The following is a 13,256-nucleotide window of genomic DNA, read 5'->3' on the forward strand; positions in this document are numbered from 1 at the left end:
CAGCGCGTCGCGATCGCGCGCAGTCTGGCCTTCGACCCCGAGGTGCTGCTGATGGACGAGCCGTTCGCCGCGCTGGACGCCCAGACCCGTGAATCCCTGCAGGACGAGCTGCTGCGTATCTGGCAGGCCACCGGCAAGACCATCCTGTTCATCACCCACGGCATCGACGAGGCGTTGTATCTCGGCCAGCGGGTGGCGGTGCTGACGTCGCGACCGGGGCGGATCAAGAAGATCGTCGACGTCGACATCGACCGAAGCGCCGACGACATCCGGTCCAGCGCGGGATTCCGGGCGCAGCGCCACCACATCTGGTCGCTGCTGCACGACGAGGTCCAACGCGCCCAGTCCGAGGAGGTTCAGCATGTCTAACGCCATCGCCGAGGCACCCGTCGACACTCTGGCAGAGGCGCCGGCCGAGACGCCGGAGTTACCCGAACCCCACCACCGGGGCCGGCGCCTGCAGGCGCTCACATGGCGTGTGCTGCGTCCCGTCGTGGTGGTTGCCGCGTTCCTGGCGTTGTGGGAGGCCGCCCCGCGGATCGGACTGGTGGACAAGGTGTTTCTGCCACCGCTGTCGGAGGTTGTCAGTGCCTGGTTCACCCTGGCGGGCAACGGTCAACTGGCCGAGCATGTTTCGGCCAGCCTGTCGCGCGCGCTGCTGGGGTTGGGTGTGGCGATCGCGGTCAGTATCCCGTTGGGCGTGGCGATTGCCTGGTACCGGCCGGTCGCGGAGTTTCTCAACCCGATCCTGGAACTGTTCCGCAACACCGCCGCGCTGGCGCTGCTGCCGGTGTTCATCCTGATCCTGGGTATCGGGGAGACCTCCAAGGTGGCGCTGGTGATCTACGCGGCGTCCTTCCCGATCTTGCTCAACACCATCTCCGGCGTGCGCACCGTGGACCCGCTGCTGATCAAATCGGCGCGGTCGCTCGGTCTTTCACCACTGCGGCTGTTCCAGAAGGTGATCCTGCCCGCGGCGGTCCCGACGATCTTCACCGGTCTGCGCATGGCCGCCGCCTCTTCGATCCTGGTGCTGATCGCCGCCGAGATGGTCGGGGCCAAAGCCGGGCTCGGCTATCTGATCACCGCTGCGCAGTTCAACTTCCAGATCCCGAACATGTACGCCGGCATCGTCACCATCGCCTTGGTGGGTGTCACCTTCAACGCCATCCTGGTGGCGATCGAGGGACGCCTGTCCGGTTGGCGGGCCACTACCTAGAGGACGGTCACATGACTCGACAACTTCATCTCAACGCCTTTCTCATGGGTGTCGGCCACCACGAGGCGGCGTGGCGGCACCCACGCACCGATGTGCGAAACCTGACCGACGTCACGCACTTCCAGCGACTGGCCCAGCTTGCCGAGCACGGCAAGCTCGACTCGGTGTTCTTCGCCGACGGGCTCGCGGTCGGACCCCGGGTGAAGCACAACACGCAGGCGATCTTCGAACCGATCACCCTGTTGACCGCGATGGCCACGGTCACCGAGCACGTCGGCCTGATCGCCACCGCGACCACCGGCTACATCGAGCCCTACACTCTGGCCCGTAGTTTCGCGTCGCTCGATCACATCAGTGGCGGGCGGGCCGGGTGGAACATCGTCACCTCGGCCGGGGAGGACGAGGCCGCCAACTTCGGTGTGGAAGGCATTCCAGACCACGCCGGGCGTTATCGCCGGGCCGCCGAATTCGTCGACGTGGCAACGGCATTGTGGGACAGCTGGGAGGACGACGCGCTCGTCCTCGACGAATCCACCGGCATCTTCGCCAACCCGGAGCGGGTGCACCGGATCGACCACGACGGCGAGCATTTCACGGTCCGGGGGCCGCTGAACTCGCCGCGTTCGGTGCAGGGCCGTCCGCTGCTGGTGCAGGCCGGGTCCTCGGAGTCCGGTAAGGATTTCGCCGCGCGCTACGCCGAGGCGATCTTCACCGCCCAGCGCTCGGTGGCCGACGGCAAGGCGTTCTACCGTGACGTGAAGGCGCGGGCGGTGAAGTTCGGCCGCGGCGCCGACGAGGTCAAGATCCTGCCCGGTGTCGTGCCGTTCATCGGACCCACCGAGGAAGCTGCGCTCGAGTTGGAGCAGCAGTTCACCGATCTGATCTCACCCGAGTACTCGTTGCGTCAGCTGTCACAGATGCTGGGGGTGGATCTCACCGCGCACGCCCTCGACGCCCCGCTGCCTACGCTGCCGCCGATCGAGCAGATCCAGGGCAACAAGAGCCGCTACCAACTGGTCAAGGATCTGGCCGCGGGGGAGTCGCTGACCGTGCGGCAGTTGATCGCCAAGCTAGGTGGCGGGCGTGGGCACCGGACGTTCGCCGGCACCGCCGAGCAGGTGGCCGATGACCTCGAGCTGTGGTTCACCGAGGGCGCTGCCGACGGCTTCAACATCATGCCGCCATATCTGCCCGGGGGTCTGGAAGATTTCGTCGAGCAGGTGGTGCCGATCCTGCAGCGCCGCGGGCTGTTCCGCACCGAGTACACCGCGACGACGCTGCGCGGGCATTACGGGCTGGCACACCGCCCCAGCCGCTACACGGCGACGGCGGCCGAAACCAGCGCGTGAGCGAGGGCGTCCCGCTCCGCTCGCTCGTCACCACGGTCTTCCTGCCGTCCGCGATCTTCGGGATCGGGCAGGGTGCCGGCGCACCCGTCATCGCGCTGATCGCCCGCGATCTGGGCGCCTCGGTGGGCGCGTCTGGTTTCATCGTCGCGCTCGTCGGGCTCGGCGCGGTGCTCGGTGATCTGCCGGCCGGCCGCATGGTGGCCCGGTTCGGTGAGCGCCGGTCCATCATCGTCGGGTCCTCGCTGGGTACCGCGGGGGTGCTGTTGTGCCTGATCGCCTGGAATCCACTGGTTCTCGGCATTGGCGTGTTGCTGACCGGGTTCTCCAGTGCGGTCTGGGGTTTGGCGCGGCAGAGCTATCTGGCTGAGGCGGTGGGCGTGGCCAGACGCGCCCGCGCGATGGCGATGTTCGCGATGACGTGGCGGCTGGGCTATTTCGTCGGGCCGCTCATCGGCGCGGCGATGATCCTGGCTGTCGGCACCCACGGCGGCTTCCTCGTGCAGCTGGTCGGCATCGTGGTGTCGGGGTATCTGATGGCCCGGCTGGCCGATCCACCGCGGGCCGAGGGAGCGGTGCCCGGCGGAGCGCGGCTCGCCGAGATCGTGCGCACCCACCGCGCGGTGTTGGGCACTCTGGGCCTGGGTGCGCTGATGATGGGGGCGGCGCGCTCGTCCCGAGATGCGGTGCTGCCGTTGTGGGCCGATCACCTGGGGCTGAGTGCGGCGACCGCCTCGGTGGTGTTCGGCATCGGAGCGTTGGCCGACCTGTTGTGTTCGTATCCGGCCGGGATGGTGATGGACCGCTACGGGCGCCGGGCGATGGCCGTGCCGTCCCTGCTCGTGATCGGGGTGTCGCTGTTCGCGTTGCCGTTCGCCGCCGGGGTGATCGGCATGACGGCCGTGGCGGTGTTGATGGGCGTGGGCAACGGACTCGGCAACGGCGTGATCATGACGCTGGGCGCCGACGTCGCGCCCACCGCGACCCGGGCCGAGTTTCTGGCGGCCTGGCGGCTCATGCACGACAGCGGGATGTTTCTCGGCCCGCTCGCGGTCGGCGGAGTGGCGGTGGTGGCGCCGCTGGGGGTCGCGGCGGCCGCTCTCGGAGCGGTGGCCTGCGCCGGGGCAGCCACCATGCATCGCTTCATCCCGGCCTGGCGCCCAACGTGAAGAAGATCGCGAGATGTCTCGAGAATCTCGCGATCTTCTTCACGCTCGGCCTAGCGGTAGTTGACGAACTGCAACGCCACGTCCAGGTCCGAGCCCTTGAGTAACGAGATGACGGCCTGCAGGTCGTCACGCTTCTTCGAGCTGACCCGGATCTCGTCGCCCTGGATCTGAGCCTTGACGCCCTTGGGGCCCTCGTCGCGGATGATCTTGGTGATCTTCTTGGCCTGCTCGCTGCTGATGCCCTGCTTGATATCGCCGGTCACCTTGTAGGTCTTGCCACTGGCCTGCGGCTCACCCGCGTCGAAGGCCTTCATCGAGATGTCGCGCCGGACCAATTTTTCCTTGAACACGTCGACCGCGGCCTTGACGCGCTCCTCGGTGCTGGAGGTGAGTTCGATCACCTCTTCGCCCTTCCAGGCGATGCTGGTGTCGGTGCCGCGGAAGTCGAACCGGGTGGACAGCTCCTTGGCGGCCTGGTTGAGCGCGTTGTCGACCTCCTGACGGTCGACCTTGCTGACGACGTCGAAGCTGGAATCCGCCATTGGATGCCTCTCCCTTCCCTCGGTGAGTCCTGCCGGTTTGTAACTTTGGTACATCCTCGTTGTACCCTGCTAGTCGCACCAAACCGGAGACGGGGCGGCGCGAACCCGGCAGGTTGCCCGAGCGGCCAATGGGAGCGGACTGTAAATCCGTCGGCTAACGCCTACACAGGTTCGAATCCTGTACCTGCCACCACCCAAGTCAGGCCCCCTCCTCGGAGGGGGCCTGTGTGGTTTCTGGCCCCGGGGGTTCTGGGGGTTATAGCCCCTCTCGGCGGGAACCCCTCGGCTCGATGATTGATATTTGAAGCATAAGGGGCTGACCAGGCGCTATTCGCTACAGCATCCTGGATATGCCTGGTATTTAAAGCATAAGAAGGGTTGCGATGGGTCCGCGACGGAGGCGGTCGCCTCAAGAGGGTCCTATGCCTGAAATTGCACGCATAGGAGCTCTCTTCGCTGAGCGGCGGATCGCCTTGCGGCTAACCCAACAAACTCTCGCCGACTTGGCCGGCGTATCCCGCTCCAGTATTCAGTCGCTCGAGCGGGGCGCCGGGTCGGTCAAGCGCGGGTCGGTCATCGAAGTTGCCGACGTTCTGGGTCTGCGCCTCGATATCAACGTGGGCATGGAATGACAGCTCCATACCAACTCGATCTTCGCGAAGTCGACGCAGCCGATGTCTACATGAAGGACGAGATCGTCGCCCATCTGCGCCGCGAGTCCGGTGATCGCGTCGCTTTCGCGTACGTCGACGAAGACCGACGGGCGTATTCGTGATCGGTCCGTTTCATGGTCGCTGTTGCGGTCAGGTGAGTACCCCGTGGTGACGACGGGCGGCGCGGTTCCGGCGTTCTTCGCAGGCCTGCTTCCAGAGGGCGTCAGACTGGGGGTGGTGACGTCGTCGACGAAAACCTCCGCCGACGATCACCTCACATTGCTACTTGCCATCGGTGCCGACACGATCGGCGACGTGCGGGTCGTTCCAGCCGGGACGGCCCCGGCTCAGCCAACTCCTTTGTTCGAGCCTGAGCGCGACACAGATTTTCGCGCGGTGTTTGCGAAGCTGACCGGTTCCGTAGAGGCCGACCCGGTTGGATTGGCGGGAGTTCAACCCAAGGTCAGCGCCGGCATGCTCTCCGCGCCCGCACAAACCCGATCGGGGCCGGCGATCCTGAAGCTCAATCCCGCACAGTTCCCGCTGCTGGTGGAAAATGAGCATTTCTTCATGACGATGGCTGCAGCGTGCGGTTTGAGAGTTGCCAAAACGTCGGTGTTGAAAGATGTCGATGGTCGAAGCGCCTTACTCGTCAATCGTTTCGACCGTGCCGGACAAGCGCGCCTTGCCCAAGAAGACGCATGCCAGATCGCCGGCCTGTATCCCGCCTCGAAGTACCGCATCAAAACCGAGACTGCCATCGGCTCACTTGCCGACGCGTGCGCACGTGGCGGTGGCTCCAGAGTCGTGGCAGTCGCAGAACTGCTCAAAACCGTTGTCTTTTCCTGGCTCATCGGAAACGGTGACCTGCACGGTAAGAACCTGTCGATCTACAACCCTGACGATGTGTGGCAGCCCACGCCAGCCTATGGCCTGCTGTGCACGCAGCCCTATGCCGGGTGGAAGGACTCCATGGCGTTGAGTCTCTACGGCTGGGCGAACAAGCTGACCCGCGCGAACTTCGTCGAAGCAGGCGAACGTCTCGGTCTGCGGCAACGCGCGACAGCTGCCATGATCGACGGTCTCATCGACGCCGCGCAGAGTTGGCCGCCGCGATGCGATCACATCGGGTTCGACGATCGACAGACCGTGTGTCTGGAGCAAATGCTTCGTCAGCGCATCGACGCTCTGAAATCCGTTGGCACCAAGGGATGTGCGGAGTCCGAGTGAGCCGTCGAGTCAACGCTCCTCGGCGGGAGCGACGAACCCGTCGCGCCAACTGGCCAGCGCGGCGTTCACCCCGGCCTGCACCGCGGTGCCGTTGCCCCAGCCGGCGTAGTAGTGCAGCTGCAGCACGATTTCGTCGAGCTCGCTTTCGGTGAGCTCACCGTTGATCAGCGACCCGCGTACCTGGACCTCGATCAGATCGGCGCGGCCCAGCATCGCGGTGGCGCCGAGCACCACCAGACGCCGGTCTCGCAGCGACAGCCCCGGACGGTTCCAGACCTCGCCGAACAAGTGGTCGACGGTCATTTCCAGGGCCGGCTTGCGTTCGGCGGGCATGGCGTCGGCGAGCCCCGTGCCGTAAACCTCGTCCATGGTCTGCAGGCCGCGGGTGGTGCGGTCGGCCGCCGGTGGTGCGTCCGCGACGACTCCGAGGGTCTCCTCGCCGTGGGTGCGCGCTGCGTTGACCAGCGGCACCGCCACGCCGTTGCCGGTGGCCAATTCCTGTGCCGCACTGAGGTCTTTGTCCATCAGGCGCAGTACCTGCGGGCCGGCCTCGGCGGCCAGCTCGGGGGCGGCGACCTGGTTGCGCAGCCACAGCAGCGGCGTGGCGCCGGCCGGGTCGGCTTCGTCGATGACCTCGATCAGGGTGGCCGGATCCACACCGGCCGAACGGGCCAGCGCGGCGGCCTCGTGTGCGGCGCGCCAGCTGCCGTAGGTCAGAACGTTGCGGGCGATCTTGGTCGACATTCCGGCGCCGAGGGGCCCGCAGTGCACGACCTTCTTGGCGAAGTCCGCCAGCTCCGGCATGGCGCGCGCCACGGTGTCGTCGTCACCGCCGACCATGGCCACCATGCCGTTGTGCGCGGCCTGATCACCGGGGGTCACGCCGCAGTCCAGCAGTTCCACGCCGTAGGCGCGGCAGTCCTGTGCCAATGCCTGCACCTCGGGCACCGAGACGGTGGACAGCAGCACCACGACCACACCCGGTCGCGAACCGGCCAGCACGCCATCGTCGCCGTGCAGGACCTCACGCACCTGGGCGGCGTCGACGACGGCGATCAGCACCACGTCACTTACCGCGGCCACCTCCGCCGGGGTGTGCACTGCCAAGGCCAGTCCGAGTTCTCCGGCCGCCTCGAGGCGCACATCGTGGACGACCGGGATGCGGCCGCGGCTCTCGAGGCTCACCGCCACGCCACCGCCGATCATGCCCAGACCGACCACGCCCGCACGCGGCGCGATACCGCTGTTGGCTCCGGGCGCCAGTTCGGTGAGGCGCAGCTCCAAGTCGTCGAGTTGGGCAGTCATCGAAATCTCCGTAACGTAAACGATTTTCAGCTACCAAAAGCTTAGATCGTCTACACACTTTCTGTACTGCGCTGACCTGGTGATACTGGGCACATCGCACGGCAGACTGTGCGGCAAGCCGCATCCGGGGGCACCCGGTCGGCGCCAAAACCCGCTCGACAGCATCGGGAGAATCGATGTCATGACCACGCAGCGCGTCGTCGAGTCCAAGTTGGTGAGCTTCGCCAGCCACATCGACGACAACACCATCGAACAGGCGAGGCAGACGGCCTCGATGCCGTTCGTGCATCCGCATGTCGCGCTGATGCCCGACGCGCACAGCGGTAAGGGGTCCGCCGTCGGCACCGTCATCCCGACCCTTGACGCCGTGATCCCGGCCGCGGTCGGCGTCGACATCGGCTGCGGCATGATCGCTGCCCGCACGGAGTTCAGCGCGGCCGACATCGAGGGGCGTGACCTGGCTGCCTTGCGTACCGCGATCGAGTCGACGATTCCGCTGTCGCCGGGCAACTACAACGCGTCGCTGTCCCGCTTCCCGTTTACCCGGGGCCGCATCGCCGACCTTGAGCACCTGGCTCAAGACGGCGGTGTCGACCTTTCTCACTCGCCGAAGTGGCGTGAGCAACTCGGTTCGCTTGGCGGCGGCAACCACTTCATCGAACTGTGCCTGGACCAGGACGACCGGGTGTGGCTGTTCCTGCACTCCGGCTCCCGCGGTGTGGGCAACAAGATCGCTCAGAAGCACATCAAGATCGCACAGAAGTTGATGAAGCGGTGGTGGATCGAGCTGCCGAACCCGGACCTCGCCTACTTGCCCCAAGGCACACCGGAATTCGGCGACTACTTACGAGAACTCAACTGGGCCCAGCGGTTTGCACTGGAGAACCGGGCCGAGATGATGGACCGTTACATGTGGGTGTTCGCGGCCTGGATGGGCTACGGGGAGTTGGACCAACCGCAGACCGCGGGGGATTTCGAGGTCGAGCGGATCAACACTCACCACAACTACACCCGCAAGGAACAGCATGGCGGGCGTGAGGTGTGGCTGACCCGTAAGGGCGCGATCGACGCTCATGCCGGGGTGATGGGCCTGATCCCCGGCAGCATGGGGACGCGCTCATATGTGGTGCGCGGCAAGGGCAACCCGGCCGGCCTGTGCTCGGCGCCGCATGGTGCCGGGCGTCGGTTCTCGCGTAACGAGGCTCGCCGCCGGTTCACCGCCGACGACCTCGCGCAGCGGATGCAGGGCATCGAGTATCGGCACGGTGAGCAATGGGTCGACGAGATCCCTGACGCGTACAAGGACATCGACGTGGTGATGGCCGACGCCGACGGATTGGTGGAGATCGTGCACGAGCTACGTCAGGTGCTCAACGTGAAGGGCACGTGACGGGTAGGTCAGGGTTTGCGCCCGGCGATCAGATAGGCGACAGGCACCACGCCTGAGGTGCCCAGCACGCTGAGTGCGCTGCCCCACAACCACTTCGGACCGTTGATCTGGCCGGCGTCACGGCTTGAGAGGTCGCGGAGTGCCCAGGCGCGCAATCCCGCGTCGACGGCGGTCACGACCACGACCATCGTCTTGGCCTTGGGGGACAGGTCTTTCCAGCGTTTCTTTGCCATTACGGGCTCCCGGGCATCGTCGTTATCGGCGAGCTGCCAGAGCCGCTGCTGCCACTGCCACTGCTGCCGCGCTCGGAGCCGCCGCCGAACAGGCCGCCGCTGGATGACCCGCCGCTCGACGACTCACCCGACGAACCGCCCGACGGATACTGCGGATACAGCGTCTCAGCTGGGGCCTGCGTCGCCGGGACCTCCGGTTGTTCGACCGGGGCCGTGTACGTCGGCACCGTATGCGTCGGGGTCTCGACGGGCGGTTCCGAGGTCCGCACCGGCGGCACTGACGTGGTCGGCGGTGCCGTCGTTGTGGGTGGTGCCGTGGTGGTCGGCGGTGCGGTCGTCGTAGGTGGTGCGGTGGTCGTCGGCGGCGCCGTAGTAGTTGGCGGCGCCGTAGTAGTTGGAGGCGCGGTGGTAGTCGTGGGAGGCGCCGTGGTGGTCGGCGGCGTCGTCGGCGGCGTTGTCGGCACCCAGGGCGACGGCAGCGTTGGCCACACGACGGGCGGAAGCGGCACCGGCACCGGTAGGGGCACAGGTATCGGGACCGGAACCGGCCCCGGCGAAACCTGGACAGGTGGGGGAGCCGGCACGGCGGGCGGTGCGGCCGGTGGTGCCACCGCAGGAGCCTGGTTGGCCGGTTGATTGCCGATGTCCGAGCGCACCCTGGGCGCAGCCGGAGCCGCGGGCGGCGGAGTCAGCACCGAGACGGGCAGGGCCACCGGATCGGGTTCGTGCGGAACCGGCGGCAGGTAGCGTCCGGGCACGGTGTCGGACTGTTCGACGGGTGCCGGTTGTGCCCGCACGTCGGCCGCCGGTCGGACGTTGATCGCGACGGTGACGGCCAAGGTGGCGAAGCTGACCACGACGAACGCCAAGGCGCTGCCCATCAGCAGCATCCGCGGCGGCGGTGGCGCGATGACTGTCGTGTAGTCGGGGTCCTGCTCTTGTTCGGGCACGAACTCGCCGACCGCGTCCATCGGCATCTCGTCGGCCCACGGCTCGGCGTCGGTTTCTTGTGAGTAGGCCAGATCCGGCCCCACTGCGGCAGAGTCGACAGCCGGGGCGGGTGCCATCTGCGTGGCCTCGGCGGCCGGGGCCATCTGCGTAGCGTCCACCGACGGAGCCATCTGCGTGGCGTCCACCGACGGAGCCATCTGCGTGGCATCGAGTGCGGGGGCCATCTGTGTGGCCGCACCGGCCGGCGCGATGTCGCCGACCAGCTGTGCCGCACCACGGGCGATCGCATAGCCCGCATCCGGTAACACCTCGACCGGCGCCGTCGAACGAAGCTCTGCGGCAACCGAATCCAGATCCAGCCGCTGGCCGACCAGAACCACCCGTCCCGGGGCTTCATCGGCGGATACGCGCTGCAACACCGCCGCGCAGGCGGCCGCCACCCCGGCGGTGCCGATCGGCGCAGTGGCCAACGTCGAAGTCGGTGCAGGTGTGTCGGATTCCTGGCCGACCGTCGTCAGCGACACGGTGTCGTCGTCGGCCAGCAGCAGGGCGGCGTCCGCTCCGACACTGCGGGCCAGGGCCGCGGCCGCTTCGGCTTCGGTCACCACCTCGACGTTCGGCACGCCGGCGTCGAGCACGGTCTGACGCAAGGTGTCGGCTGCCGACGGGTCGGGCACGCACAGTCGCGTCGCGGCAACCTGGTTGCCCGACTCGGCCACTGCGCGGTAGGTGCCGACGATGGTCTCGGCCAGCTCCGACATCTCGGCAATCAGGTCGTCGGGCAGGTCGAGGGCGTACTGATCGAGAACCTGGCCGCCGCTCGCGGGCGAGCCGATCATCGCCAAGCGCGCCACACGCCCGGTGACCGCCACCCCGAGGACTACGTCCACGGTTCCACTCCTCGCTTCATGGTTGACCTACGAGCCCCGACGGACTTCAAAGCTACCGCACAGTCGTGGCGGGCCTTCGTGACTGAACTGCCTCGGCTGCCAGCGCTGCTTGTGCGTCGGAGCAAAAGTGAGCACGCTGGTTGGAGCCTTGCGGTGTCACTCATAGAGAGGAATCGGTAAGTGAGCGACGAGCGTTACGACGCGCCCGCCACCGTCGCGGTGGAGACGACGGCCGCGCCGGTCGTGGCGCGTTCCCCGCGGGTCGGCTACGTGCCCACCCGGGCCAACCGGGTGCGCGACGGCCTGGCGGTGGCGCTGCTCATCGTGGCGCTGCTGCTGCCGTGGAACCTGGAATTCGGGCTCGGTGTGCCCGGCAGCACCGGGTCGACCTTCGGCTTGCTGGCCGTCGTCACGTTGCTGTCCATCGTGGCCGCCCTGACCCCGCACCTCGGGCCGTTCCGGCTGGGGACACCGCAATCCGATGTCCGGCGCACCAGCCGGATTCGCCTGCTGCTCAGCGTGACCTACCTCGTCGTGGTCGTGGTGTTCGTCGGTTACCACGTCGTGCAGACGGTGCGTCAGGGCGGCACCGGGGCCGTACCACCCGGAATCGGGCCGGGCATCTTGCTCGGCGTTGCGGGCGCACTGCTGGCGGGACAGCCGCCCATCACGTCGATCACCGTCGAGGACAACAGGTTCCGGCACTGGTACACGGCCGCACGGATGATCGGCTTTCTGTCGATCGCGCTGGCGACGCTGTCTGTCGCCTTCAACTTCTACTGGCGACTGCGGTACCTGTTCGTCACCCAGGGCGACTTCGGGGGCCACGACATCGCGGTCATCGTGACGACCCTGCTCTACGGGGCAGAAGCGATGATCGCCCTGGTCATCGCGTCGCGTTGGCTGACCGAACGCACGGGGGCGGCGCGGTTGGCGACGACGGCCATCGGCGTCTCCGGCGCGATCGCGTCGACACTGGTGTGGCTGCTCGGCATCGGGCGCGACATCGACGCGTTCCACGGCATCGCCCAGAACACCTCGACCGCGGCGGTGGGTTACGAGGGCTATCTAGCCTGGGCCGCGGCGGCTGCCATCGTGGCGCCGACGACGTTGTACGCGGTGTTCCTGATCAAGCCGCCCACTATCGGCGCCTACCGCGGCGCCGCGCAGAAATGCTTGACGCTCATCGCTTTCTGGGCGTTCGCCGCGGCGACCCTACGGGTCGTCGACTTCCTGATCGCGCTGTCGCTCGACCTTCCCCGCGCGCTCTATGACACCGTGGCGATGACGGTGTTCAACCTCGTCACCGGGTTGGTGGCGCGGTGGCTGCATCGGCAACTCGGCAATGGGGTGACCTCGACGACGGTGGCCGCCGCGTTCAGTGCGGTGTTGTTCGTCTTCACCGTCGCCAACATTGCGATCGGTGTCGCGCTGGCGCCGCGGTATGCCGGGCCGGCGCCGGCGGCCGTCTACGGCAACAACCTGGCCCAGCAGATCACCAGCACCTTCGACGTCGCGGTCTGTGTGCTGAGCCTGCTCGTGCTTGCGGTCATGGTGTTCACCGGGCCGTTGGTCGGCTATCTGGCGCGCCGCGAAAGCCGTTCGGCCAAGCCGGTAACCGCGCCCACGCCGCCGCAGCACGCCGTTGAACCCTCCGCCCCGCCGACCATCGTGCGGCAACCCCGCGCGGCCGCGGTGCCGAAAATCGTTCGGCTGAAGGAGGACCGGACGACAGTGCTGGCCGCGCCACCGACCACCGAACTTCACGTGCCGACGACGACGTTGCGGATTCAACGCCGCCCGCAGCGGCCGCCGACTCCAGGGAGTGACCGTCACGACGGGCTTTGACCAAAAAGAATTCTTCGTCCGGTCTTTTTCTCGGCAAGAAGATTCATTTCCCGTCACGGCTTCGAATCGAGAAAACGCAATTGGCTACGTGCCCGGGGTCGACGGCATTCCGGTCAATCGTTGGCAATTTCCCGGCGGGGGACCGAGCTGCCCGCCTAGTAGCGACAATCGAGCGACAATCGCCACGTTGGCAACATCGGCCTCACTGAACGCAGTGTCGCTCGACATTTTTGACACTCGGATACCATTGGCCCCACCAGCATCATCTGTCCGTTGTCCAGCTGCGAGCGACTCCGTCGCTGATAGGTGGACAACCCAAATTTCGTGACGAATGAGGCATTTGAGCTCTCAAGTGACGCAAGTAGTCAACGTCCAAGTGACCACCGGTGTCCATGGTGCCCATGTGGCGATTGTCGCTGAAAAGTCGCTCCTAGGCGGGCAGCTCGGTCCCCGTTCCAGACGCGCGAGACGGCGCAGGTC

At 66.9% G+C, this 13,256-nt stretch carries 10 protein-coding genes, 1 tRNA gene and 2 pseudogenes; 9 read left to right on the plus strand and 4 right to left on the minus strand.

Features of this window, described 5'->3' with window-relative positions; genetic code table 11:
• The 4 genes and pseudogenes from A5699_RS07455 to A5699_RS07470 all read left to right on the plus strand — a co-directional run.
• A pseudogene (locus A5699_RS07455) lies at positions 1-369 on the plus strand (ABC transporter ATP-binding protein); the annotation flags it as partial.
• Entirely contained in the window at positions 362-1,219 is an 858-nt protein-coding gene (locus A5699_RS07460) for an ABC transporter permease (protein ID WP_067767690.1), read from the plus strand. The pseudogene A5699_RS07455 and the gene A5699_RS07460, both read left to right, overlap by 8 nt.
• 11 nt (positions 1,220-1,230) lie before the next feature.
• A complete protein-coding gene (locus tag A5699_RS07465) occupies positions 1,231-2,568 on the plus strand; it encodes an LLM class flavin-dependent oxidoreductase (protein WP_067767693.1) in 1,338 nt (445 codons plus the stop codon).
• Positions 2,565-3,734, plus strand: coding sequence for an MFS transporter (locus A5699_RS07470; protein WP_067767696.1), 1,170 nt, complete (start codon positions 2,565-2,567; stop codon positions 3,732-3,734). The genes A5699_RS07465 and A5699_RS07470 overlap by 4 nt, the downstream gene beginning before the upstream one ends.
• Positions 3,735-3,784: 50 nt before the next feature.
• Here A5699_RS07470 and A5699_RS07475 read toward each other — a convergent pair whose 3' ends face one another.
• Entirely contained in the window at positions 3,785-4,276 is a 492-nt protein-coding gene (locus A5699_RS07475) for a YajQ family cyclic di-GMP-binding protein (protein WP_067767699.1), read from the minus strand.
• 107 nt (positions 4,277-4,383) lie between these two features.
• Here A5699_RS07475 and A5699_RS07480 point away from each other — a divergent pair.
• From A5699_RS07480 to A5699_RS07490, 3 genes and pseudogenes are all read left to right on the plus strand, one after another.
• Positions 4,384-4,469, plus strand: a tRNA-Tyr gene (locus tag A5699_RS07480).
• Positions 4,470-4,698: 229 nt separating this feature from the next.
• Positions 4,699-4,908: a helix-turn-helix domain-containing protein gene (locus A5699_RS07485; RefSeq protein WP_067767702.1), complete on the plus strand. Its 210-nt coding sequence runs from the start codon at positions 4,699-4,701 to the stop codon at positions 4,906-4,908.
• Positions 4,905-6,159, plus strand: a pseudogene (locus A5699_RS07490) (type II toxin-antitoxin system HipA family toxin). The gene A5699_RS07485 and the pseudogene A5699_RS07490 overlap by 4 nt, the downstream one beginning before the upstream one ends.
• Positions 6,160-6,168: 9 nt before the next feature.
• Here the strand turns inward: A5699_RS07490 and A5699_RS07495 are convergent.
• A complete protein-coding gene (locus tag A5699_RS07495) occupies positions 6,169-7,464 on the minus strand; it encodes an NAD(P)-binding domain-containing protein (protein WP_082957618.1) in 1,296 nt (431 codons plus the stop codon).
• A gap of 181 nt (positions 7,465-7,645) precedes the next feature.
• Here A5699_RS07495 and A5699_RS07500 point away from each other — a divergent pair, with 181 nt between their 5' ends.
• The gene (locus tag A5699_RS07500; protein ID WP_067767705.1) at positions 7,646-8,854 is read left to right on the plus strand and encodes an RtcB family protein; all 1,209 of its coding nucleotides are present in this window, start codon (positions 7,646-7,648) and stop codon (positions 8,852-8,854) included.
• Between the two features lie 8 nt (positions 8,855-8,862).
• On the opposite strand, the gene A5699_RS07505 is transcribed toward A5699_RS07500, so the two are convergent.
• Positions 8,863-9,087, minus strand: a complete 225-nt coding sequence (locus A5699_RS07505) for a hypothetical protein (RefSeq protein ID WP_067767708.1) — start codon at positions 9,085-9,087, stop codon at positions 8,863-8,865.
• Positions 9,087-10,928 (minus strand): hypothetical protein, encoded by a 1,842-nt coding sequence (locus A5699_RS07510; RefSeq protein WP_067767710.1) that lies wholly within the window; start codon positions 10,926-10,928, stop codon positions 9,087-9,089. Before A5699_RS07510 ends, A5699_RS07505 begins: the two co-directional genes overlap by 1 nt.
• 180 nt (positions 10,929-11,108) lie before the next feature.
• Here A5699_RS07510 and A5699_RS07515 point away from each other — a divergent pair, with 180 nt between their 5' ends.
• Complete coding sequence (locus A5699_RS07515; protein ID WP_067767713.1) at positions 11,109-12,776, plus strand: hypothetical protein; 1,668 nt, start codon at positions 11,109-11,111, stop codon at positions 12,774-12,776.
• Positions 12,777-13,256 lie beyond the last annotated feature (480 nt).

Origin of the sequence: Mycobacterium sp. E802 (assembly GCF_001666875.1) — a bacterium.
Classification (GTDB): domain Bacteria; phylum Actinomycetota; class Actinomycetes; order Mycobacteriales; family Mycobacteriaceae; genus Mycobacterium.